Annotated in this window: 22 protein-coding genes; 16 read left to right on the top strand and 6 right to left on the bottom strand. The window is 55.9% G+C overall.

Going from position 1 to position 24,283, the window contains the following annotated elements; translation table 11 throughout:
* Nucleotides 1-8 precede the first annotated feature (8 nt).
* Together DY252_RS18655 and DY252_RS18660 are read right to left on the bottom strand one after the other, a co-directional pair.
* Nucleotides 9-1,022: an ABC transporter permease gene (locus DY252_RS18655; protein ID WP_008890019.1), complete on the bottom strand. Its 1,014-nt coding sequence runs from the start codon at nt 1,020-1,022 to the stop codon at nt 9-11.
* Entirely contained in the window at nt 1,015-2,568 is a 1,554-nt protein-coding gene (locus DY252_RS18660; protein WP_064789030.1) for a sugar ABC transporter ATP-binding protein, read from the bottom strand. Before DY252_RS18660 ends, DY252_RS18655 begins: the two co-directional genes overlap by 8 nt.
* Nucleotides 2,569-2,743: 175 nt before the next feature.
* Between DY252_RS18660 and DY252_RS18665 the strand changes: the two genes are divergently transcribed.
* Nucleotides 2,744-3,775, top strand: coding sequence for a LacI family DNA-binding transcriptional regulator (locus tag DY252_RS18665; protein ID WP_082923493.1), 1,032 nt, complete (start codon nt 2,744-2,746; stop codon nt 3,773-3,775).
* Between the two features lie 41 nt (nt 3,776-3,816).
* On the opposite strand, the gene DY252_RS18670 is transcribed toward DY252_RS18665, so the two are convergent.
* Nucleotides 3,817-4,305, bottom strand: coding sequence for a VOC family protein (locus DY252_RS18670; protein WP_064789031.1), 489 nt, complete (start codon nt 4,303-4,305; stop codon nt 3,817-3,819).
* 443 nt (nt 4,306-4,748) lie between these two features.
* Here DY252_RS18670 and nspC point away from each other — a divergent pair, with 443 nt between their 5' ends.
* A complete protein-coding gene (gene nspC / locus DY252_RS18675; RefSeq protein WP_064789032.1) occupies nt 4,749-5,846 on the top strand; it encodes a carboxynorspermidine decarboxylase in 1,098 nt (365 codons plus the stop codon).
* An 80-nt stretch (nt 5,847-5,926) separates the two neighbouring features.
* Complete coding sequence (locus DY252_RS18680; protein ID WP_064789033.1) at nt 5,927-7,168, top strand: saccharopine dehydrogenase family protein; 1,242 nt, start codon at nt 5,927-5,929, stop codon at nt 7,166-7,168.
* A gap of 187 nt (nt 7,169-7,355) precedes the next feature.
* On the opposite strand, the gene DY252_RS18685 is transcribed toward DY252_RS18680, so the two are convergent.
* On the bottom strand, nt 7,356-8,519 hold the full coding sequence (locus DY252_RS18685; RefSeq protein WP_064789034.1) for an MFS transporter: 1,164 nt from the start codon (nt 8,517-8,519) through the stop codon (nt 7,356-7,358).
* Nucleotides 8,520-8,985: 466 nt separating this feature from the next.
* Here DY252_RS18685 and DY252_RS18690 point away from each other — a divergent pair, with 466 nt between their 5' ends.
* The 6 genes from DY252_RS18690 to DY252_RS18715 all read left to right on the top strand — a co-directional run bounded on the left by DY252_RS18690 (nt 8,986) and on the right by DY252_RS18715 (nt 16,471).
* The gene (locus DY252_RS18690; RefSeq protein WP_129542773.1) at nt 8,986-10,071 is read left to right on the top strand and encodes a LacI family DNA-binding transcriptional regulator; all 1,086 of its coding nucleotides are present in this window, start codon (nt 8,986-8,988) and stop codon (nt 10,069-10,071) included.
* The gene (locus DY252_RS18695) at nt 10,068-11,414 is read left to right on the top strand and encodes an ABC transporter substrate-binding protein (protein WP_064789036.1); all 1,347 of its coding nucleotides are present in this window, start codon (nt 10,068-10,070) and stop codon (nt 11,412-11,414) included. The genes DY252_RS18690 and DY252_RS18695 overlap by 4 nt, the downstream gene beginning before the upstream one ends.
* 93 nt (nt 11,415-11,507) lie before the next feature.
* A complete protein-coding gene (locus tag DY252_RS18700; protein WP_064789081.1) occupies nt 11,508-12,818 on the top strand; it encodes a sugar ABC transporter permease in 1,311 nt (436 codons plus the stop codon).
* Nucleotides 12,818-14,047, top strand: coding sequence for a carbohydrate ABC transporter permease (locus tag DY252_RS18705; protein WP_064789037.1), 1,230 nt, complete (start codon nt 12,818-12,820; stop codon nt 14,045-14,047). Before DY252_RS18700 ends, DY252_RS18705 begins: the two co-directional genes overlap by 1 nt.
* Nucleotides 14,044-15,405 (top strand): MGH1-like glycoside hydrolase domain-containing protein, encoded by a 1,362-nt coding sequence (locus DY252_RS18710; RefSeq protein WP_064789038.1) that lies wholly within the window; start codon nt 14,044-14,046, stop codon nt 15,403-15,405. The genes DY252_RS18705 and DY252_RS18710 overlap by 4 nt, the downstream gene beginning before the upstream one ends.
* Before the next feature lies 1 nt (nt 15,406).
* Nucleotides 15,407-16,471 (top strand): ABC transporter ATP-binding protein, encoded by a 1,065-nt coding sequence (locus tag DY252_RS18715; protein ID WP_064789039.1) that lies wholly within the window; start codon nt 15,407-15,409, stop codon nt 16,469-16,471.
* A gap of 176 nt (nt 16,472-16,647) precedes the next feature.
* Here the strand turns inward: DY252_RS18715 and DY252_RS18720 are convergent, their stop codons facing one another.
* On the bottom strand, nt 16,648-17,085 hold the full coding sequence (locus DY252_RS18720) for an Lrp/AsnC family transcriptional regulator (RefSeq protein WP_062955801.1): 438 nt from the start codon (nt 17,083-17,085) through the stop codon (nt 16,648-16,650).
* A gap of 212 nt (nt 17,086-17,297) precedes the next feature.
* Here DY252_RS18720 and DY252_RS18725 point away from each other — a divergent pair, with 212 nt between their 5' ends.
* Nucleotides 17,298-17,531, top strand: coding sequence for a hypothetical protein (locus tag DY252_RS18725; RefSeq protein ID WP_064789041.1), 234 nt, complete (start codon nt 17,298-17,300; stop codon nt 17,529-17,531).
* Between the two features lie 49 nt (nt 17,532-17,580).
* Here the strand turns inward: DY252_RS18725 and DY252_RS18730 are convergent, their stop codons facing one another.
* On the bottom strand, nt 17,581-17,832 hold the full coding sequence (locus DY252_RS18730; RefSeq protein ID WP_064789042.1) for a hypothetical protein: 252 nt from the start codon (nt 17,830-17,832) through the stop codon (nt 17,581-17,583).
* On the opposite strand from DY252_RS18730, the gene DY252_RS18735 reads away from it, so the two are divergent.
* The 6 genes from DY252_RS18735 to DY252_RS18760 all read left to right on the top strand — a co-directional run bounded on the left by DY252_RS18735 (nt 17,831) and on the right by DY252_RS18760 (nt 24,283).
* Nucleotides 17,831-18,292, top strand: a complete 462-nt coding sequence (locus DY252_RS18735; RefSeq protein WP_064789043.1) for a (2Fe-2S)-binding protein — start codon at nt 17,831-17,833, stop codon at nt 18,290-18,292. The genes DY252_RS18730 and DY252_RS18735 overlap by 2 nt on opposite strands.
* Nucleotides 18,293-18,295: 3 nt before the next feature.
* The gene (locus DY252_RS18740; protein ID WP_064789044.1) at nt 18,296-20,470 is read left to right on the top strand and encodes a xanthine dehydrogenase family protein molybdopterin-binding subunit; all 2,175 of its coding nucleotides are present in this window, start codon (nt 18,296-18,298) and stop codon (nt 20,468-20,470) included.
* 88 nt (nt 20,471-20,558) lie between these two features.
* On the top strand, nt 20,559-21,554 hold the full coding sequence (locus DY252_RS18745) for an XdhC family protein (RefSeq protein ID WP_064789045.1): 996 nt from the start codon (nt 20,559-20,561) through the stop codon (nt 21,552-21,554).
* A 10-nt stretch (nt 21,555-21,564) separates the two neighbouring features.
* Nucleotides 21,565-22,167 carry a nucleotidyltransferase family protein gene (locus tag DY252_RS18750; RefSeq protein WP_064789082.1) on the top strand — a complete coding sequence of 201 codons (603 nt, stop codon included), beginning with the start codon at nt 21,565-21,567 and terminating at the stop codon, nt 22,165-22,167.
* A 92-nt stretch (nt 22,168-22,259) separates the two neighbouring features.
* Complete coding sequence (locus DY252_RS18755; RefSeq protein WP_008889999.1) at nt 22,260-22,940, top strand: response regulator transcription factor; 681 nt, start codon at nt 22,260-22,262, stop codon at nt 22,938-22,940.
* Nucleotides 22,941-22,945: 5 nt separating this feature from the next.
* Nucleotides 22,946-24,283 (top strand): sensor histidine kinase, encoded by a 1,338-nt coding sequence (locus DY252_RS18760; protein WP_064789046.1) that lies wholly within the window; start codon nt 22,946-22,948, stop codon nt 24,281-24,283.

Raw genomic sequence — 24,283 nt, forward strand, 5'->3', positions numbered from 1 at the left:
ATCGCCGGTTATTTGCTCTTTTTGCGTCGCCAGTCCCCGCGCTGCAGGAATACCGCAACGATGATGATCAGACCCTGAACTGCTCCGTTCAGATAGTTACTGATCGCATCCGTCAAATTCAGAATATTGCCAATCGTGGTCAGCATGATCGCGCCGATCACCGTGCCCCAGATCCGGCCATAACCACCCTTAAGCATCGTGCCACCAATGATCACGGCAGCAATCGCTTCAAGTTCCCAAAGCACCCCGGTCGAGCTTGAGGCCGACCCAAGACGCGGCACATAAATGATGGTTGCAACCGATACGCAGAGCCCCTGAATGACATAGGTCAGCGTCTTCACACGGTCGACATGGATTGCCGAATAACGCGCAACCTGCTCGTTTGAGCCAATCGCAAAGCATTTCCGCCCGAACGGCGTCATGTTCAGCAGCACATAACCCGCAACCGCCACGGCAAAGAACACAAGCACCGGCACAGGAATGCCCAGAATGTCGCCGTAATAGACCGGGCGATAAACACCGCGCACATCAAAATCAAGCGACAGCGTCCCGCCATCGGCCATATAGGTCACAAGCGACCGGTAAATCCCCATGGTGCCAAGTGTGACGATAAACGCTTCGATCTTGCCCTTGGTGCTGACCAGGCCATTGACGGCCCCGGCCGCAATCCCCAGCAAGACTGACAACACCACACCAATCAAAACCGTCTCGATCCCGGCACCCAGCGTTGCGACAAGGGTGTTCATCACAACAATCATGGCACCCGAAATAAACGCCGCCATGGAGCCCACCGAAAGGTCAATGCCGCCCGCGGTGATCACAAAGGTCGCACCCACCGCGATAATGCCGATAAAGGCCGCACGGGTGAAAATGTTCGAAAGGTTGCCGCCGCTCAGGAACGCGTCATTAATACCCGTGCCCAGAACAAACAGGCCAACGAGGGCCAAAAACGGACCCAAGGCTTTGAAATCGATATTGAAACCACTCGAAGTCGAAGCTTCAGAGCGTTCAAGGCTACTCATGAACAGACACTCCCTGCTTGCCTGAAATTCCTGTCGCGTGCCGCATGATTTCATGCTCGTTGCGGTCGTTTCCTTCGAGAATGCCGGTGATACGCCCCGCCGCCATGACCGCGATGCGATCAGACAGGCCAAGCATTTCCGGCATTTCAGACGACAGGAGAATGACGGATTTACCGCGTTTGGTAAGATCGCCGATGAAATGATAAATCTGGCTTTTGGTACCGATATCGATGCCGCGCGTCGGCTCGTCGATGATCACGACTTCCGGGTCGGTTTCCATGACTTTCGCCAACAGAAGCTTTTGCTGATTGCCCCCGGAAAAATCACCGACCTTGGCTTTCGGATCGGCCGCGCGAATGTCAAAGGCCTCGATCGCGTTTGCCAGTGCGGCTTCTTCGGCCTTGCGATTGAGGATCACGGTCCCGAATTTTTCAAGTGCCAGCAAAGTCAGGTTGGGCCGCATATCCATATTCAGCAACAACCCGCTGCCCTTGCGATCCTTGGTCAGATAGGCAATGCCGCATTTCTTGGCGTCCTGCAGGCTGTGGATCGAAACCGGCTCGCCATTGCGTTCGATCTCGCCAGATGATCTGTCGCGCAGGCCAATGATGGCTTCCATCAAGGCTGTCCGCCCGGCCCCGACAATCCCGGCAAAGCCCAGAACTTCACCGCGACGCAGATCAAAGCTGGCATCACGCACCTGTCCGTCAACGGATACATTGCGAACAGACATCGCCACATCATGGGCCTCAACCGGCGCGCGGTCGGGGAACATCTGTTTGATGTCCCGCCCGACCATCAGGCGCGCCATGTCGTCTTTTTCAACATCCGCCACCGGCTCGGTCGTGATCAGTCGCCCGTCGCGCAAAACCGTCACCCTGTCGGCAATCGCCTTGATCTCGTCAAGCTTGTGGGAAATGTAAAGGATCGCGACACCCTGTTCGCGCAGGCGGCGGATCTGATCAAACAGGATATCAACCTCGCGCCCGGTCAGGACCGCGGTTGGTTCATCAAGGATCAGAATATCGGCGTTTTTCGAAAGCGCCTTGGCAATTTCGACCATCTGACGGTCGGAAACTGCAAGATCCTTGATGCGTGTGCGCGGATCGACATCGCATTGCAACTGGTCCAGAAGCTTTTTGGCTTCCGCGCGCATCGCCGCCTTATCAAGGAACCAGCCCCGCTTGATCTCGCGGCCCAGGAAAATGTTCTCTTCGACGGTCAGTTGCTCGGCCAGGTTCAGTTCCTGATGGATCAGGATGACACCATGATTTTCGGCAACTTCACTGTCTTCAAAGGTGACCGCAGTCTGATCAAGGCTAAGCGCGCCACTGGTCGGCTGATGATAGCCAGACAGGATTTTCACTAAAGTCGATTTGCCCGCACCATTTTCGCCCAAAAGCGCATGCACTTCCCCCGCATGCAGATCGATGGAAACATCGAAAAGCACCTGTGCCGGGCCAAATGACTTGCAAATCTCCCGACCGGACAGCCGCACGCGCGCCTGCTGATCGGGATTAACGGCGTGAACAGCCGCATCCGTCATGAATATATCCTCCCTAGCGTCGCATTTTTTGCGATCAACTCTTGATTAAGGCTTGTGTAAACGTTTTCATTTTCGATGTAAACCTTTACATTTTGCTCGGAGTGATCAAAATCACCTGCCGATCCGGGCGTCGAATGCCGCTGGACAGCCTGCAACCGGCGGAGTAGGAAGAAGAATGACTGAAAAAATCGCGACGATTGAAGATGTTGCCCGCCAGGCAGGGGTGTCTATTGCCACTGTCAGCCGGGCCTTGCACAAACCCAATGTGGTTTCCGAAACCACACGCGAAAGAGTGCAAACTGCCATCGCCGCGACCGGTTACACCGCCAATGTCATGGCCCGGAACCTGCGTCTGAACCGCTCGGGGATGATTCTTTTGCTGGTGCCCGATATCGGAAACCCTTTCTTTTCGGCGATTCTGTCGGGCATTGAAAAGGGTGCCAGCCAGGCGGGCTACAACGTCCTGATTGGTGACACGCAAAACGATCCCGAACGCGAAGCAACCTATGCCGCCTACCTGCGCAGCAATCAGGCCGATGCGATGATCCTGCTCAATGGCAGGCTCCCGGCACCACTTGCCAAGGCCCCGCCAAACGCCACACCGCCGGTGGTGATTGCCTGCGAACGCATTCCGGGATGTGCCTTGCCAACCGTCATCATTGATAATGACGAGGCATCCTTTGTTGCCACCCGCCATCTGATTGATCTCGGCCACACCCGGATCGCTCATGTCAGTGGCCCGACGGGCAATATCCTGACCACGGACCGCGTGACCGGGTATCGTCGCGCCCTGAAATCAGCCGGCATCACCAGCGAGCCAAATCTGATTTATCGCGGCGATTTTTCCATCGATTCCGGTATTGCCGCCGGTCGTGCCCTTCTGGCCGATCCAAAGACCCGACCAACGGCGGTCTGCTGCGCCAGTGACGGCATGGCGATCGGGGTGATTGTCGCGGCCAAGGAAGTCGGGCTGCGCATCCCGCACGACCTCTCGGTTGTCGGCTTTGACGATATTCCGCATGCCGCGGCCTATGACCCGCCGATCACCACCGTGCGCCAGCCCCGCCGCCGTCTGGGTGAACAGGCGATTGCCCTGCTTCTCGATCGTCTGGGATCAAAAACGCCGCCGTCGCACGGCGAAACCGGCCCGGTGATCATCCCGACCGAACTGATCGTCCGGCAAAGTACGGGCCCCTGCCCCGGTTAACGGACCATCTTAGGCCCCTGCAATCTTAGGCACCTCTAAGCTCAGGCACTGGCAATCTTTTGCCACTCGCCCATGACAGAACGCGCGTTTCCTTCATGATCCTCGCCGGATTTGGCAATTTCAGAGGCAAAGATTTCAAACCGTATACCATTGGGATCGCGCATAAATAACCGGCGCGACTTGCCGTCATCCTCGCTGTGATAGACCACCTTGTGCTGGAACAAATGGTTCTGCCAGGAAATCACATCGCGCGGGGCCGCACAGCGCAACCCGATATGAAACACATCATCGGGCATGTTCGGGTCATCGGGATAAGGCCCGGTATCGGCCGGCCAGTCATAGAATGACAGCCGCGTGCCATCGGGCAGCGCATAGGTAATCAGCAAATAATCGGATTTCCACGACGGGCTGTAGCCACTTTCCGCATGAACAAGTGTCGCGCCCACCACCTTGGCATAAAAATGGTCGGTGGCTTCAAGATCGCGGGTCGGAAAAGCAAGATGGTCAACACTTACAGGTGCAGGTGACATGGGCCTCCTCCGTCTGAATGTATCCGTGTTAAGGGCGGACAACACGATGGTAATCATGAATGCCCCCCATGATCAACAGATGGGGCAATAGGGTTTGGAAATCAATGCGATTGCCCCTTGATCAAACCGTCATGAAACCACAACATGCACAGAGGCGCGAAATCGCCTAAGAAAGGCGACATTGCAGTATTGACCGCCCCCGCCCCCGCTGCTATTGGGACGCAGCAGAACGCATTGGCAACAACCCGAAGGATGGAGGCATCTGATGAATGAATACAGTTTATCTGTCTCCGTCTATTGGATGACGCACCGTCAGGCCGATCACTAGACGCGCGCGTGCCGCCACCAGATTGGTGATTTTGCCCAAACCCGGAACACAAAGGCCTGATCGCGCGTTCCGAGTTCACCCATATTTCCCGTGACATAGTTGTAGAGAGCCCTCCATGCCCGCAACGCCCTATTACCTTCTCGATAAGTCCAAGCTGCTGCGCAACATGGAAAAGATCGCCTATGTGCGCGAACATTCCGGCGCCAAGGCGTTGCTGGCGCTGAAATGCTTTGCGACCTGGTCGGTGTTTGATTTCATGTCCGAATACATGGACGGCACCACCTCCTCGTCACTGTATGAAGTGAAGCTCGGCCGCCAAAAATTCGGCAAGGAAACGCACGCCTACAGTGTTGCCTATTCCGATGATGAAATCGCTGAGGTCATCGAAAATGCCGACAAGATCATTTTCAATTCCATCAGCCAGCTGACCCGCTTTGCCGATCAGGCATCGGGTATTGTGCGCGGTTTGCGCCTCAACCCGCAGGTTTCGACCTCAAGCTTTGATCTGGCCGATCCGGCACGCCCGTTCTCGCGTCTGGGCGAATGGGATGTTGCCAAGGTCGAAGCAGTAATGGATCAGATTTCCGGCTTCATGATCCACAATAACTGCGAAAATGCCGACTTTGATCTGTTTGATCGCATGCTGACCGACATCGAAGACAAATTCGGATCACTGCTGTCGCGCGTCGAATGGGTCAGCCTCGGCGGCGGCATTCACTTCACCGGGGATAACTATCCGCTCGATAAATTCTGCGCCCGGCTTAAGGCCTTTTCGGAAAAATTCGGCGTACAGGTCTATCTCGAACCCGGCGAAGCATCGATCACAAAAAGCACCACGCTTGAGGTCACCGTGCTTGATACCCTGTTTAACGGCAAAAACCTTGCCATCGTTGATAGCTCGATCGAAGCCCACATGCTCGATCTTCTGATCTATCGCGAAAATGCCAAGGTCCTGCCGAACACGGGCGATCACCCCTACATGATCTGTGGCAAGTCCTGCCTTGCCGGCGACGTATTTGGCGAATTTGATTTCGAGCATGAGATCAAGGTCGGCGACCGTATCTCCATTCAGGATGCGGCCGGCTACACCATGGTGAAAAAGAACTGGTTTAACGGGGTCGGCATGCCGTCCATCGTGATCCGGGAACTCGACGGAACAGAACGCATCGTGCGTGAGTTCACCTTTGACGACTACGTTTCGAGCCTTTCGTAAAACCACGAAAGCGCAGTTTTCATAGCGAACCGGAGCACGCAGTGCTCCACCTCTCAACACAGGGGAGTTTTTGGCCCGACATGAAAAAGAATGTTCTGATTATCGGCGCAGGTGGCGTCGCCCAGGTCGTTGCACATAAATGCGCACAGCATAATGACGTGCTTGGCGATATTCATATCGCATCGCGCACGGCATCAAAGTGCCAGTCCATCATCGACAGCATCCATGAAAAGAAAAACCTCAAAAACCCCGGCGTTCTTGAAGGTCACGCCCTGGATGCGACCGATGTGGATGCTACCGCAGCCCTGATCGAAAAAACCGGCGTCAAAATCGTCATCAATGTCGGCTCTGCCTTCATCAACATGCCGGTCATGTCGGCCTGTATTAAAACCGGTGTCGCCTATCTCGATACCGCCATCCATGAAGAGCAGGACAAAATCTGCGAAACCCCGCCATGGTATGCCAACTATGAATGGAAACGCCGGGCCGAGTGCGAGGCCGCTGGCGTTACCGCCATCCTCGGTGTTGGTTTCGATCCGGGCGTTGTGAACGCCTATGCCAAACTCGCCGTCGAAGATTACTTCGACAAGATTGACTCGATCGACATCATCGACATCAATGCCGGCAGCCACGGCAAATACTTTGCCACCAACTTCGATCCGGAAATCAACTTCCGCGAATTTACCGGCACGGTTTATTCCTGGCAGGACAGCAAATGGCAGTCGAACAAGATGTTCGAAGTCAAAAAGATCTGGGACATGCCGGTTGTCGGCGAAAGCCAGACCTTCATGACCGGCCATGACGAAGTCCATTCCCTGTCGCAGAACCTTGATGTGCCAAATGTGCGCTTCTGGATGGGCTTTGGCGATCACTACGTCAATGTCTTCACGGTGCTGAACAATATCGGCCTTCTGTCCGAAAAACCGGTCACCACCGCCGAGGGCCTCGAAGTCGTACCGCTGAAGGTCGTCAAGGCCTGCCTGCCGGATCCAAGCTCGCTCGCCCCGGATTATACCGGCAAGACCTGCATCGGTGATCTGGTCAAGGGCACGAAGGACGGCAAGGAAACCGAAGTCCTGATCTATAACGTGGCCGACCACAAAGACGCCTATAACGAAGTCGGAAGCCAGGGCATTTCCTATACCGCTGGTGTTCCGCCTGTCGCCGCTGCAATGCTGATCGCAACCGGCGAATGGGATGTGAAAAAGATGGCAAACGTCGAAGAACTGCCATCCAAACCGTTCCTGAACTTGCTGAACGGCATGGGTCTTCCGACCCGCATCAAGGATGCCAACGGCGACCGCGCGCTGGACTTCAGCTAAGCGACAAGCTCAGTCACACATATGCAAATGGCGGGTTTCGACCCGCCATTTTGCGTTGCTGACAAATAACTTTGATTTGTTTGATGAGACAGTCATTCCCGCGAAGGCGGGAATCCCCCGCCATTCGAACCGCGATAGATTCCGGGTCTGCGCTCCGCTCAGCCCGGAATGACGATGCGCGCCCGCCTCAGGCACTTCGCCAACTGACGATCACACCGCACATCACCAAAACGGATCCAAGCCCGGCCACGGCGGCAAAGCCGAACCCGGCATAAATCGGCCCCATGATCATCGGCCCGGCAAACACCGCCGAATAGGTCACCGCACTATTAAGCCCCATCACCGCCCCGCGCGCTTCTGCCGCCTGCCGGTTCAGCGACACCACCATCGCATTCAGGCCAAGCTGGTTTAGCATCCCCCAAATCGCGGTTCCCGCCAATGCAGTGATCTGGCTTTGCAGGGTCAATCCCCAACTGGCGTAACTTGCCGCAATCGCGATCAACACCAGACACAGATACCCACGGGTAATTTTGGGCGATACCACACCCAGAACAAATCCCATGATGCCAAAACCCAGCCCATAGGCCATGACAAACATGCCGCTGCCTTGTGCTGTCAAGCCAAAGGCCGTGCGCACGCCATCCCCGAAAAAGGCAAACGATCCGTAAAACGCGCTCATATAAACCAGCATCACCGCCAGTAATTGCCAGACACCGGGCAACTGAGATGCCCGCAACGGCGATGTCCGCGTCGTCATCCCGCCGCGCACATCCGACAGCAAAATCACCAAAATACCGGCCACCAGAACCGACAACCCAGCCATCAGGAAATACACCATCCGCCAGCCAAGATGCTCGGTAATGAAGGCCGCGGCGGGCACCGCCACCACCAATGACAACGCCCATCCGGTCAGAACCACGCCAAGCCGCGCGGCCTCGCGCCCCTTGGGGGCTGTGGCGGTCACCGTGGCATAGGATCCCGGCAACAACACACCAACGGCCACCCCGGCCAGCGCCTGCGACAGACACAGCCAAATCCAATGCTGGCTCAACCCGCTTGAAACCTGCGCCACCGCCAAAAGAAGTGCCGCACCGCCCAAAACACGCCCGACCGACATCCGGTCAATCATCCCGGCCAGGGTCAGCGCCGATAGGGCCGTCGCCGCCCCGAACGCCGAAATCGCCCAGGCCACATGATAGGTTTGCGTCGAAAGCCCGGCCGCCACTTCGGACAGGATCGGGCTTAAAACAAACGAATTCGACCCGACAAGCAACACCGCGCCAAGCAGGGCCAGAACCTTTACTTGCGCAATGGCATTCGGATTAATCTCGGCATTTTGGTCTGTCATCATGCCATGTGATATGATTTGCCCTGTTTTAGGCAAGGAAATTCAATACTTAGCAGATAAAAACGACGTCCGTTTGCTAACGGGACCGCCCCCGACCAGATTACAGCTGACGGCATCACGCACCGTCTTGGATGCAGCAACCGCGCGAGTCACCGCCCAACAAGCCAAAACACACCGCCCACGCCCGGCAACACAAAGGTTTGCGCCGCAAAATACGGCGCGTGCCAAACTCTATACCTTTGGTTGATGAATTTACGCAGAAGGCTTGGCGTGCATGAATTACACGCGATTTCACCCCACCCTTGCGGGTAGCCTGAACCTGCTGCCGCGTTGCAAAATAAATCGTTCAAAATCAACTGTTTGACAACCGAAAGCGGTTTCGGATAGCGTTTCCCTGTTCCGAAAGCGGTTTCGGAACGCCAAACACCGTCAAAAAGGCGGTGAAAAGCACAAGACTCAGGGAGGTTCCGTGCCGCGCGTTCGGAAGCAAAACGAAACCATGTCGATTGCCCGGCTGGCCAAACATCTTGGTTTGTCCGAGGGAACCGTTTCGCGCGCGCTGAACAATTATCCCGATATCGCCGAAAAGACCGTCGCCCGTGTCCGCAAGGCCGCCGATGAACTGGGCTATCGCCCCTCGACCACCGCACGGCGTCTTGCCCGTGGCGTGGTCGAAACCATCGGCTTTGTCCTGCCTGCGCGTGACGGTCATCAGATTGATCCGTTTCTGGCCGAAATTCTCGATGGGCTTGCCACCGAACTTGCCCTGTCAGACTGGGACTTGCTGGTTTCCGCCGTCCCCGATGGTCATGACGAAGTCGAAGTCATGGATCGCCTGATCCGCTCAGCCAAGGTTGGCGGATTTGTCGTTGCGCGCACCAAACGTCATGATCCGCGCATTGATTTTTTGCGCACATCCCATATTCCGTTTGTCGCGCAAGGCCGCACCGAAAACTGCGATGACTATGCGTGGCTTGATATCGACAATGAAAAGGCCTTTGTCGATGCGGTGAATTACCTGGTCGGCCTTGGCCATCGCAAGATCGCCTATCTCGGCGGCGATCCCGCGCTTAATTACGCCTGGCAACGGCGCGCGGGTTACCTTGCCGCGACCAAGGCCAAGGGCTGCGACATTCTTCCGGGCTATATGCATGACGGCATCACCAACGAACTGGCCGCCCGCGAGGCCGTCCTGGAAATTCTTAAACTCCCCGATCATCCGACCGCCATTTTGTGTGTCACCGACGCAGTTGCCATCGGCGCCATCCATGCGCTGGCCCATGCCGGTATCGACGTCGGATCGGAAATGTCCGTGATTGGTTTTGATGGCCTGCCGATGGGCGAAGCCATCCATCCCGGCCTGACCACCATGAGCCAGGCCAGCTATCAGATCGGCCGTGAAGTCGGGCGGATCGTTGTTGCGCAGGCGAACAAGGCACATTCGCCTGCATCCGAATTTTCCCAAATCCTGTGGGAAGCATCGCTGACCGTCCGTGGGTCAGCCAACCCGCCAGCATTGAAGCTGGCCGCAAATGCCAAGGGAGGCATCTCATGAAAACAAGGTTTACGCGTGCTTTAACGCTTGCTGCCGCTGGTCTGCTGGTTTCCACCAGCATCGCCAGTGCGCAACTGCGGTTCTGGACCACCGAAGAACAACCCGAACGCCTGGCCAAGCAAGAAGAAATGGCCAAGGAGTTCGAAGCCAAAACCGGCACCTCTGTGGAAGTCATTCCGGTCACGGAAACCGAACTTGGCACGCGTGCCACCGCGGCCTATGCCGCCGGTGACTTGCCAGACGTCATTTATCTGACGCTGCAATATGTCCTGCCCTGGTCCGAGGCCGGCATCCTTGATACCGAAGCCAATAACGAAGTCGTCAACCAGCTGGGCAAGGATACCTTCGCACCGGCCGCACTCAGCATGGCTGATTTCGACGGCGAAGTTGCCGCGGTCCCCTCTGATGGCTGGACCCAGATGGTGCTTTATCGCAAGGACCTGTTTGATGCGGCCGGGCTAGAGGCCCCCAACACGTATGCCAATATCGTCAAGGCCATCGAGGCGCTCCACAACCCGCCTGAAATGTATGGCTTTGTTGCCGCGACCAAGATCGATGAAAACTTCATGAGCCAGGTGCTCGAACATGTCTTCCTGGCAAACGGCGCAACCCCGGTGGCCGCCGATGGCTCGGTCGGCTTTGACAAGGCAAAACTGATCGAGGCGCTTGAATTTTACAAAAAACTCGCCGACGCATCGCCCCCGGGGGATCTTTACTGGAAACAGTCGCGCGAGGTTTATTTCGCGGGCAAAGCAGCGATGATCATCTGGTCGCCCTTCATCCTTGATGAACTGGCAGGCCTGCGCGACAGCGCCCCGCCCACCATCAACAATGACCCGACCTCGGGCGAGCTTGCCTCGAAAACCGGTGTTGTCACCCGCCTGATGGGCCCGTCCAATCCGAATGGCGCCGCCTGGGGTGACATTCGCTATTTCGGCATTACCAATGATGCCGATACCGACCCGGCAGAAGAATTTGTCAAATTCTCGCTCGGTGAAGGTTACACCAGCACCCTTTCCATCGCCCCCGAAGGAAAATTCCCGGTCCGTCATGGCACCGCCGAAAATCCGGATGAATTTGTTAAGGCATGGTCGACCCTGCCGGTTGGTGTGGATCGCAAAAAGCCGCTGTCAGAGCTTTATGACCCGGCCGTCATCTCCGACATCGTTTCCGGTCTTGAAACCGCAAACCGTTGGGGGGTTGCCGAAGGTCAGCTGGCCAAGGCATCGCGCATCATCAACAGTCAGGTCATCAACCGCCGTGTGCGCGAATTCATCGATGGCGAACGTAATGCCGATGCAACCGCTGATCTGATCAACGAAGAAGTCAGCGGAATCGAATAAGCGATCTTGATCCGGGGCGCAGCTTTTGCGCTGCGCCCCGGATTTCCGGTTTTCACAACGGATTTCAAGACGATGACCCGGTCCCAGCCAACAATGCCCCACCCAACCACGCAAAATTCGGCATCCACACCGCCACCGCGCAAAGGCAAACTGGGCCCGATGGCCCGGCGCGAAGCGCGGCTTGCCCTTTGGATGCTGGCCCCGACATTTCTGATTGTCATGGGCATTGTCCTGTTTCCGTTGCTGGCCAATTTCTGGATTTCGGTCAAGCCGGTCAAACTCTCCGACCTGCGCCCGCCAACCCCGGTGGTGTCCGAACGCGTCCGCGGTGATTTTGAAATTCCCGGCGAAGAATTTGAAATCCAGTACCGCCTGCGCAATTCATCACGCAAAGGCGACATTGCCGACGTCGTCCTGACCGACACCTTGCCGGCTGGCATTACCGTGATTGATCCGGGTGATGTCTGCACGGTTACGGGGTCTGAAGTTCGCTGTGCTCTTGATGGTCTTCCGGCGGGTGAACGCACCCGGCTGAAAATGACTGCGGTCTCCGATGAAAGCTTTGCCACCAACCCTGTCTCCCCGCGTGACAGCGAACCGACGGTGACCGGTACGGCGGAAAACATCCTGACCAACAATGAATTTACCCTCGATAACTTCGCGCGTATTTTTGATTCCAACGAATTCTGGTCGGTGCTGTGGGTGACGATTGCCTATACCGTCTTTGGCACACTGGGCGCACTGGTCTTGGGCCTTTTTGCCGCACAGATGCTCAACAAACCTTTTGCCGGGCGGTCAATCATTCGTGGCCTTTTCCTGTTTCCCTATGTCGCGCCGGTGATTGCGGTTGCCTTTACCTGGGTCATCCTGCTCGATCCGTTCAACGGCACGTTCAATGCCATTTTACAACGCATGAATGTCACCGATGCGGGCATCAACTTCTTTGGTCAACGCGCCTTACCAATTGATATCTTTGGCCTGACCATTGAATTTCCCCTCGCCCTGGCAACCGTGATTGCTTTTGAAGCCTGGCGTTATTTCCCGCTGTCATTCCTGTTCATTCTCGCCCGCATGCAGTCGATATCATCAGACATGTACGAGGCCGCCGAGGTCGATGGTGCCACGCCCTTGCAACAGTTCTGGCACATTTCCCTGCCGCAACTTTTGGGCATTCTGTCGACGCTGTTCCTGCTGCGCTTCATTTGGACGTTCAACAAGTTCGACGACATCTTCCTTCTGACCGGCGGGGCAGCGGGCACGCGGACGCTGACGGTCGATGTCTATGAACAGGGCTTTGCCCTGTCCAATCTCGGGGCCGGGGCGGCGGTGGCGGTTGCCATCTTCATCCTGCTTCTGGTGTTTGCCGTGTTCTATTTCAAATTCATCCATCGGGAGGATTCGTAATGCGTATCGGTACGGGTCTTCTTCTCGGTCTTATTACCGGCCTTTTGTGGGGCACGATTGCGGTTGCGATTACCGGCATTTCACTGACCCTGATCACCGGTCTTCCGGCAACGCCGATCATATCGGCGGGCGCACTCGCCGGGGCCGTCAATGCCGCCATCATTATGCTGCGCGCCCCCGCCGATCGCACACCGGGGCTTTATCTGGTCGCCTTTGCTGGCGTCATCATAACCATGATGCTGGTCTCCTTTGGCGCCCCCTTCAGTCTGGCCTTCTCTGAAAGTTCGCTTATTCAGGCATTCGGCGTCGGGTTGATCGCGCTTGCCGTGACCTTTGCCAACCGGGCGGTCCTGATCGACATTCAGTCGGGCATGCTCAAACGGTATGCGATTGATCTGGTGATTGTCCGAACGCTCAAGGGCTTTGGCTTTGTATTCTTTAGCGTGATCGTCATCCTGCCATTTTATGTGATGGTGATGACCAGCCTCAAGAACCAGCAGGATCTGTTCCTGAACCCGCTGGATCTGTCGATTGATCTGACACAGGGTGCTGCCAGCCTGTTTGACAGCTATGTCGAACTGTTTACCAAGTTCAATTTTGGCCGCTTCCTTCTGATTTCGACCATCGTGTCGGTCTGCACCGTTTTGATCACGCTGGCATTCTCGATCCCCGGTGCCTATGCGGTGGCGCGCCTCAAATTCCCCGGACAGACGGTTCTTTCCAGTTCGATCCTGCTGATCTATCTCGTACCCATGATCGTTCTGGTCATCCCGCTTTATGCCGTTTTCAGTCAGCTTGGCCTGCGCAATACGGTGGTTGGCCTTCTGATCGTCTATCCCGCCACCACGGTTCCCGTCGCGCTTTATATGTTGCAGGGATACTTCCGCGGTCTCCCCGCCGAACTGGAAGAAGCCGGTCTGATGGACGGTCTGTCGCGCCTTGGCGTGATCTGGAAAATCACCCTGCCGCTGGCCTTGCCTGCGCTCGCATCGGTATCGCTTTATGTCTTCATGATCGCCTGGAACGAGTTCCTGTTTGCCTTCATGTTCCTCGATGATCCCGACATCTTCACCCTGTCACGCGGCGTGGTATCGCTCAACTCTTCCGAAGTCCCCCGCCAACATCTGATGGCCGGTGCGGTGATCGCAACCGTTCCGATCCTTGTCATCTTCCTGTGGTTTGAACGCTTCCTCGTGCAGGGCCTGACCGCCGGGAGTGTCAAGGGATGAGCCTGTCTTTTGATCAGCTTCACGGCACCAACAAGCGCGCAGCGGAAATCCTGCTCGGCAATGATCGCGGCGGCTATACCGTGCCAAGTGCCAAGCTTTATCCGTTCCAATGGAACTGGGATAGCGCGCTGGTCGCGCTTGGATTTTCGGTGTTCGATCCCGACCGCGCCTGGCAGGAAGTTGAAAGCCTGCTGTCCGCGCAATGGGACAACGGCATGGTGCCGCACATCATTTTCTGGAAGGAAGAAAAAAGCTACTTCCCCGGACCGGAACAATGGGGCACGACCGACATCGCCAAGGCCCCGCCAACCTCGGGCATTACCCAGCCCCCGGTCGCCGCAACCGTCATCGAACGCCTGCTGGCCGAAGATATTGATGCCCATCGCGACCGGGCGGCAAAACTCCTGCCCAAACTGGATCGCTGGCATCAATGGTTTCTTGATGCGCGTGATCCGGATGGTCGCGGCGTGGTTGCCATCATGCATCCATGGGAAAGTGGCCGCGATAATCTGCCCGATTGGGATCGTCCGTTATCCTTTGTTGATACCACCGGGATCGGTGGCTATCACCGGCGCGATACCGATATCGTGAATAAGGACGAACGCCCGAAAAATAACGATTACGATCACTATATGGCGCTGGTCCGATTTGGCCGCGACTGCAACTGGAACACCGATATCATTGCCCGCGATTGCCCGTTCTGGGTCGCCGAACCGGGCATGAATGCTATTCTGCGCCGCGCCGAAAGTGATCTGATCCGGATGGCAAGATGTCTGGGCAACGATGATATTGCCGCCCGCGCCACTGCCCGCTTCGCCCGTCTTGATGCCGGGTTTGAGTTGCTGTGGTCCGAAACCGTTGGCGGCTATGTCACGCTTGATCTCAGACGGGGTGAACATGCAATCGGGCTAACATCGGGAAGCTGGCTTGCGATGTTTGCCGGGCCCGTCGAACCGGCCCGCGCGACCACGATGGCATCCACACTGACCCATTGGCTGGATCAGGTCGAACACGGCGTTCCCAGCTTTGATCCCGCTCATGAACTGTTTGATTCCATTCGCTATTGGCGCGGCCCGGTGTGGGCCATGATCAACTGGATGATCGCCACCGGATTGATCGAACATGGCGAAACCGACCTTGCCGAGCGTATCCGGCGCGATACGCAGTCCCTTATCGACCAATCCGATTTTCGTGAATATTTCTGCCCGGTGACCGGCCGTGGCGGGGGTGGCACTGATTTTTCGTGGACGGCATCGATGTCGCTTTATTGGGCGGCCCGTCCTGAAACGTTGCCCATCCCCGCACACCTTTCCCAATCAACCGCACCAACCGGCACCGCAGATCAGGAGAACACATAAAATGGGCCAGATCGAACTTAAAGGTATCCGCAAATCATTTGGCGGGGTTGATGTCATCAAGGGCATCGATCTTCAGATCAATGAAGGCGAACTGGTGATTTTCGTCGGGCCCTCCGGCTGTGGCAAATCAACGCTGTTGCGTCTGATCTCGGGCCTTGTCGAAGCATCCGATGGCCAGATCCTCATTGATGGCGACGACGTCACCGGCAAACCACCGGCTGAACGTGAACTCTCCATGGTGTTTCAATCCTATGCGCTTTATCCGCATAAATCGGTGCGCGAAAACATGGGCTTTGCCCTGACCGTGGCCGGCATGCCCAAGACCGAAATCACCCAAAAGGTCGATGAAGCCGCCGCAACCCTCAAACTCGAAGACTATCTGGATCGCAAACCCAAGGCCCTTTCAGGTGGCCAGCGCCAACGTGTCGCCATCGGCCGCGCCATTGTCCGCGAACCGCGCGCCTTTCTCTTTGATGAACCGCTTTCGAACTTGGATGCCGCGCTGCGCGTTGAAATGCGCCTTGAAATCGCCCGTCTGCATCAAAAACTAGGTGCCACCATGGTCTATGTCACCCACGATCAGGTCGAAGCCATGACACTTGCCGACAAGATCGTCGTGCTGCAGGCCGGCCAAATCGAACAGATCGGCACCCCGCTGGACCTCTATCGCCATCCCGGCAATCTGTTTGTCGCCCAGTTCATCGGCTCGCCGAAAATGAATGTCGTCGATTGCAAAGGCACCGGCACGCAGCTCACCTTTGGCAACGGCAACACATCCGACATCGCCAGAAATGCCGAAGGTGCCACCAAAATGGGCATTCGCCCCGAACATATGGCGCTCTGCGATGCCAATGATGCCGACAAGGCGATCCTGACCGGTCAGATCGATGTCATGGAACATCTCGGCTCTGACAGCTTTGCCTATGTCAATGTTCCCGATGTCGGTCTGTTCACGGTCCGCATCGTCGGTCATTCCGACGCGGTCGTGGGCGACACGGTCGGGCTGCATTTTGCATCCGGCGATGTCCATCTGTTCGACGCATCGGAAAAAACCATCCCGGCATGACGAAACGCGCACGCCGGATTTCCGATCCGGGCGCGTTTTAAATCCTCATACAATTAAAATGACGGAAAATATGCCTGTCGCGTCGGGCGGGCCCTTGCCGTCTGATCTTTAACTTATTTTGAATAATGGGTTGCATTCTTCAATTTAATTGAAGAATGCAAAATCCCCTTTTTGCGCTATTTCAGCGACCCCAGAACCGCCAGACTTTCATAGCGTTTGATATAGGGTTCATGAAACACCCGGTCGACAAAGGCGCTGTATTCTTCCATGTCACTGACCTGAATACGCAACACAAAATCATGCGCACCAGTCACATGGTGACACTGCACAACCTCAGGCATTCTGCCGAATTCTTCACGCATCAGCATATATCGATCCGGGCGATCACGTTCCATGGTCAGAAGCACGATCACCATCATCTTCTTGCCAAATACCTTGGGCGATACAATCGCGACATCGCGCTCAATCACCCCGGTTTCGCGCAGGCGCTGCACCCGGCGCAAACAGGCCGCCGATGAAAGACCAACTTTCGCGGACAGTTCATTACCTGTTAAGCGACTGTTTTCCTGCAATAATTCCAGCAGGCGATAGTCAAATTTATCGAGTTCCGCCAAGGTCCAATATCCCAAACGACGCTGTAACATCCTTCGGATCAACATGACCGAAGCAGCCAGCGAAAGAAAATCGTTTTTACAGATTCTTTGCGAAAATCTCGCACGGATTTGCGAACTTTGCGCGCCGTTTCACATAAGTCAGACGTAAATTGTTTGTGGGTCCGAAGGAAACTTTGTCCCCTTATTAGCAAACAAACTAGCGAGCCAGCATCATGCCAGCACAGTTTACAAATGGATCCCTCGTCGCCACCACCAATGTCGCGCCGGTATCAGGCGTAACCATCTGGCGCTGGCTCGTCCTTTTCCCGCGCAAATGGGCACAAGCCTACAAGGTCGCCCGCGATGCGGAAATGCTTCGCAATGCCCCGCGCGAAGTGCTTGAAGACATCGGCATTACCCGCAAAGACGTCGCATTCGTCTGCGAACATGGCCACCTGCCAAGATAACGACCTCCCTCATTAACGGTCATCAGGCGCCCCACCTGACGGACCAGCTTCAAAAGCCTGTCGGTGTCCCATGCACTGGCAGGCTTTTTGTTCTGATCAATTTCTTGTGCCCTGCATCCCGGTCATCGTCCTTAAATCCCTTGGCAAATTGCTCATATAAGCTCTGCGACCAGCCGATGTGATGGGCGGAGATAACCATCACATCTGCACCAAACCACCCATTATGGGCGTTTACCGCTTGGTTACCTGCCCCCACGCGATGATCAGGCATAACAAGCCAAAAGAGAGATGAGGCGGTCATGCAATATCAGCTTAAGATCAATGGAGAATCCCGTACCGTTGATGTCGAACCGGGCACCCCGCTGCTTTGGGTTCTGCGCGACGAACTGGAACTTACCGGCACCAAATTTGGTTGCGGCGTTGCCTATTGTGGTGCCTGCACCGTGCATGTCGACGGTTACCCGACCCGTTCCTGCCAGACCTTTATCGAGGATGCGGTCGATAGCGAAATCACCACCATCGAAGGTGCGACCGACAAGGTCGCCAAGGCGGTTCAGGCTGCCTGGCAGAAAAAAGATGTCGTGCAGTGCGGCTGGTGTCAGTCCGGTCAGATCATGTCGGCCATCGGCCTTTTGACCGAAAACCCCAATCCGACCGATGAGGAAATCAAGGATTACATGTACGGCAATGCCTGCCGCTGTGTGACCTATGTCCGCATCAACGAAGCCATCAAGCTCGCATCTGAAAAGCTGGAGGCCTAAGCCATGAACATCAGTGTATCCCGTCGCGGCTTTCTTAAGGGATCGGCCGCAGGCGCCACAGCCCTTTTTGTCGGTGTGAATGCCAAGGGTGTTCTGGCTGCCGGAAGCTCGGCTGCTGCCAATACCGACCTGAACCCGTTTGTCAAAATTGATGCCGATGGCGTTGTCACCGTCATCATCAAACATTTCGAAATGGGTCAAGGCACGACGACCGGCCTGACCACCCTGGTTGCCGAAGAAATCGATGCCAACTGGGACAGTGTCAAAACCGATTTCGCACCGGCCGATGATGTCCGCTACAAGAACCTGTTCTTTGGTGCGCAGGGGACCGGTGGTTCGACCTCGATTGCCAATTCATTCATGCAGTACCGCGAAGCTGGTGCTGCAGCGCGCGATCTGCTTGTCCGTGCCGCGGCCCAAAGCTGGGGTGTTGATGCATCGACCATCTCTGTTGAGAACGGCATCATTTCATCAGGGGGAAATTCCGGTCACTTCGGCGAATTTGTTGCGATCGCAGCAACCCTTGAAGCCGTTGAAAAGCCGACGATCAAAACCCCGGACCAGTTCAAGCTGATCGGCAACGAAAAACTCCACCGCAAGGACAATCACGGCAAGACCACCGGAACCGCGATCTTTGCCATGGATGTCAATCTGCCCGGCATGATCTATGCCGCGATCATGCACAGCCCGAAATTCGGTGGCACCGTTGTATCCTTCGATGACAGTGCGGCAAAGGATGTCGGTGGTTTCATCGCCGCACAGGTCCTGCCAAACAAGGCCGGTGTGGTTGCCTTTGGCAAAAACACCTGGTCGGCATTCCAGGCGCGTGATGCGCTTTCGGTTGAATGGGACTTCAGCGTTGCTGAAACCCGCAGCACCGATGCCCTGATCGCGGCCCATCAGGCCCTGCTTGATGAAAAGCCGGAATTCGAAATCGGCCACGAAATCACGACCGAGAATGTCGCACCCTTGATTGACGGTGCATCAAAAACCATCGAGGCTGACTTCACCTTCCCGTATCTGGCACATGCGTCAATGGAATCGCTGAACTGCACGATTGAGCCAACCGATTTTGGAGTACGTGTCCATGACGGTTGTCAGTTCCCGACCATCACGCGGCCGACGGTTGCGGCGATCCTTGGGCTTAAGCCCGAACAGGTCGAAATCAAGACGTTATATGCCGGTGGTTCGTTTGGCCGTCGCGCCAACCCGACCGCCGATTACAATGCCGAAGCTGCCATGGCCTTTGCCGTCTCGGGCAAGAAAGTCCCGGTCAAACTGGTCTGGAGCCGCGAAGACGACATGAAGGGCGGCTATTACCGCGCCATGTCGGCACACCGGGCAAAGATTGGCCTGGATGCGGATGGCAAGATCGTCGGATGGGACCATCGTCTTGCGATCAAGTCGATCATGAAGGGCACAAGCTTTGAAGGCATGATGGTCCGTGACGGGGTTGATGCGACCTCTGTCGAGGGTGTTTCCGAAAGCCTATATGCCATCCCGAACCAGGCCATCGGCCTGACAGATTTCCATAACCCGGTGCCGGTTCTTTGGTGGCGTTCGGTGGGACACACCCACACTGCCTATGCCATGGAAACCCTGATGGATATGGTCGCTGCCGAAAGTGGTCAGGACCCGATCGAACTGCGTCTGTCGATGCTGGACGCAGCGCAGCCCAACCAGGCCCGCATGATTGAAGCCATCAAGCACGTGCGCGAAATTTCCGGATGGAAAGAAGGCGACAAGCGCGGCTTTGCCTGCCACTTCTCGTTCAATACCTGCGTCGCGGTTGTGGCGGACGTCTCGGTCGATGACACCAGCGTGCATGTCAACAAGCTGTTCATGGCAGTTGAATGCGGTGTGGCTGTAAACCCCGATGTCATTCGTGCGCAGATGGAAGGCGGTGCAGGTTATGGCCTGACAGCGATCTTGCGCAATCAGATCACCCTGACCGACGGTGAAGTCGATCAGTACAACTTCCCGGATTACGAATTGCTTCGTAATCCCGAAATGCCCGAAGTCGAAGTCGCCATCGTTCCATCAAACGGTGCACCGACCGGTGTTGGCGAACCGGGTCTGCCCCCAACCGGGCCGGCCGTTGCCAATGCGATCTTTGCGCAAACCGGCACGCGGATCCTGGATCTTCCCATGACCAAGGCTGGTTTCGACTTCGTGTAAGAGATAACTGCTCGGGGGATCATTTTTCCCCCATCCCCCACCCCGTGGTTTCCCGGGCAGTTACCCTTTTGCTGAAAGGGCGAGGAATATGACCAATCAACTTTCTGCAATGCTTGGCACCTGGCAGGAAAACCGCGACAGCACTGAATGGGTGCTGGGAACGGTTTATCGCACCGAGGGATCTGCTTATCGCAAGGCCGGTGCCATGATGCTGATCAACGGTCACGGGCAACAGTTCGGACTACTCAGCGGCGGCTGCCTTGAGGCCGACATTATCCGCAATGCGCGCCGGGCCATGGTGACCGGCAAACCTGTCATGTTGACCTATGACGGCACTGACGAAGATGATCTGTCATTCAAACTTGGTGTGGGATGTGGCGGCAAGGTCTATATCATGCTCCAGCCACTAGGCTCCGGGAACGATCTGGGGCTGGGCGATCTGTATGAAGCCCTGCAAAAACGTCAAAGCGGCCTCTATTTCCAGAAAATCGATGCGGTCGCAGGCTATTTCGAGGCTGGTTTGCTTTATGGGCAACGCCCGGCCCATATCGAAAACCGTGAAGACGGCAATTGGCTGGTGACACCGATCCAGCCTGAACCCCATGTTCTTGTCGTGGGCGGCGGCCTTGATGCCCGCCCGGTGATTGGCATTGCCCATCAGATGGGCTGGCAAACAACGCTGGTCGATCCACGCCCGGCAAATGCCCGGGCGGAGCATTTCCCGACCGCAGGCACCATCCTGCGCAGGATTGATCGTGATTTGGCGACCTATGTGACCGATCACAAAGTCGATGCAGTTATTCTGATGTCTCATAGTGTCAGTATCGATACCGCGGCCCTTGCGGCGCTTTGCGATGCACCGATCAAACATCTGTCCGCCCTTGGTCCACGCCATCGGTTTCGCGATGTTTTGAACGAAGCTGGCATTTCGCGGAATGATCTGGCATTTGATATTTCAAGTCCGGCGGGTCTCGATATCGGCGGACAACTTCCTGAAAGCATTGCTCTTTCGATGTTATCAGGCATCCATGCCGCCCTGTTCAAGCAATCAGCGGCCCCGGCCCTGGCGCAAGCCGCCGAATAATGTGACCTTGATGATGACACCGCGCACAGACATCCCCAAACCGAAACTGGCCATGCTTCTTCTGGCGGCCGGGGAAAGTGCGCGCTTTGGCGGGCGCAAGCAGCTTGCCGATATCAATGGCAAACCCATGATCGAACATGCGCTGGATGCCCTGTCAGGGATGCCAAAGTCGGACACCTTTGTGGTTCTTGGTGCCTATGGTGATGAAATCGCGCCGTGTCTTAAAAGTGGCTTGACGATTATCACCAATGAACACTGGGCCACGGGGATGGGAAGCTCGATTGCGTGCGGCATGACGAAAATCGCGACCAACGGCGGATATGATGGTGTTTTGATTGCCCTGTGTGATCAGGTCAATCTGACCGGCGATGATTACACCCGATTGATCACGGCCTTTGACGGCAAACAGATTGTCGCAACCCGACACCAAGATGGGCTGGGCGTGCCCGCCATTTTTCCAAAATCTGTCTTTGATGATTTGCAAAGCCTTGCCGGGCCAATTGGCGCGCGCAAAATCATCAACAGACATGCCGATAACGTGACCGCCCTATCACTTGCAAATGCCGCACTTGATATCGATACCCAAGATGATCTGAAGCAAGTGACAGACTAACTTATGTGCCAAACCGGGTAGCGGGGTGTTTCCTGCTGACCCGTCGGCTGAATTGCGGCATGCTTGCATGTCTTGAAAACGAGATGACGTGAATGAAAGCAACCGCCCACATCATGGTCCTTTTGGTTGAGGACAACATGGATATCGCCGCCACCGTCAGTGACTATCTGACGATTGAAGGCGTTGAATGCGACCATGCCTATGATGGTGAAACCGCCTATCAGATGGCGCTGACCGGTGAATATGACGTCATCCTGCTTGATCTGATGTTACCATTCCGCGATGGCATCAGCATCTGCAAGGCGCTGCGCGACGAAGGGGTGGACACCCCGGTTCTTATGCTGACCGCGCGCGATACACTTGATGACAAGATCGAAGGCTTCCACGCCGGGGCGGACGATTATCTGGTCAAACCGTTTGAGCTGGAAGAGCTTCTTTTGCGCACGCGGGTTTTGTCGCGTCGGCGCAGTGGCGAGGTAAGGCGTTTCTCGCTTGGTGACCTGCTTATTGATTTTGAAAACCGTTCCGTGGTGCGGGCCGGTCAGAATATCAGTGTATCGCCAACGGGTTGGACCATTTTGGAGGTTCTGGCGCAAAACAGTCCGCAGGTTGTAACCCGTTCTCGTTTGTCGATGGCACTCTGGCAAGGCGATCCACCTGATACCAATGCGCTGAAGACTCATCTTTACAAACTGCGTCATCGGATCGACAAACCGTTTGAGCAAAATCTGATTCACACCATTCCGGGCCAGGGCGTGGCCCTTCGCGAGTAGCCGCTATGAGCACATGTTGCGCACCCAAGACCCGATCCTTTTCCCGCTTTGTGCGCAATTACGTGCTGCTGGGTCTGGTGATTACGCTCGTGCTTTATACGGTGGTCGTCAATTTCTACATGCTGTATGGCAAGTGGATGGTGGCGTCCTTCCAGCTTCAGGTCATTGCCGAACAATATGACAATGAACTGGCCGAAAACCCCGAAGCCCCCTTGCCAAAGGGTTTCAATATTGAAACCTTCACCGGGTTTGATCAGCTGCCAGCAGAATTGCGCGCGCACGCAACACCGGACGATCTTGAGATTGGCGAGCTTTTCTATATCAACACCGACAAATACGCCGCCGAAGAAAACCCTGAAAACCCGGTCTTTCTCGTCTTCCCCTATCAGCTACGCAATGGGGATGACATCCTGATCCTGCAGACCTATCACGCCGGGGATGAAGACAGCATCTATTTCGTGCGCCTGCACAAGCTGGCCCTGCTGTCGATCCCGTTCGCCATGGCGGTCGTCGGCATCTTTGCCTGGTTCCTTTGGGTGATTGGCAAACGTCTGACCAAGCCATCCGAGAATCTTCAGAACTGGGCCAACAATCTGACGGCAGATAACCTGCGCGAACCGATCCCGGATTTCGGGTTTGAAGAGCTTAATGACGTCGCCCACGAACTGCATCGATCGGTTGACCAGATCGACAAATTCGTCGCCCGTGAACGTGAATTCCTCCGTCAGGCCAGCCACGAGCTGCGCACGCCTGTTACCATCGTTTCGGGCAATGTCGAACTTCTGGAAAAAAGCCCGCTTAACGCAACGCAGGCACGCGTCATGGCCCGCATCAAACGGGCCAACCGCAATATGCAGCAATTGCTTGAAACCCTGTTGTGGCTGGGCCGTGACAATGCACCGCTTGGTCAAACCGAAACGATCAACATCAGCACGTTCATCGAACAGGAAATCAGTGATCTTTCCTATCTGATGGAAGGCAAACACGTTACCTGTACGTTTGAACCCGACAGCCGCGAAACCGAGATCGCGACCTCGCGCGCGGCACTGATGATTGTGGTGTCCAACCTGATCCGAAATGCGTTCCAGCACACCCCAAAAGGTGAGGTCAAGATCACGCTTTCCGGCACACAGATCTGCGTCGAGAACGCCATCCTGACCTGCAATGGTCAATGCACGATGCCACAGGGCGAAGGCATTGGCCTGCAACTCGTCCGGCGTATTTGTGAACGTCTTGACTGGACCTGCACGCTTACGCATCTGCCCAATGGCGGCATGTCGGTTTGCATGGATCCGGGCGCCGAAACGCGGGTTGAGCGCAAACCCGAACTGGTTGAAAACTAG

This window comes from Thalassospira indica (assembly GCF_003403095.1).
Lineage (GTDB): Bacteria > Pseudomonadota > Alphaproteobacteria > Rhodospirillales > Thalassospiraceae > Thalassospira > Thalassospira indica.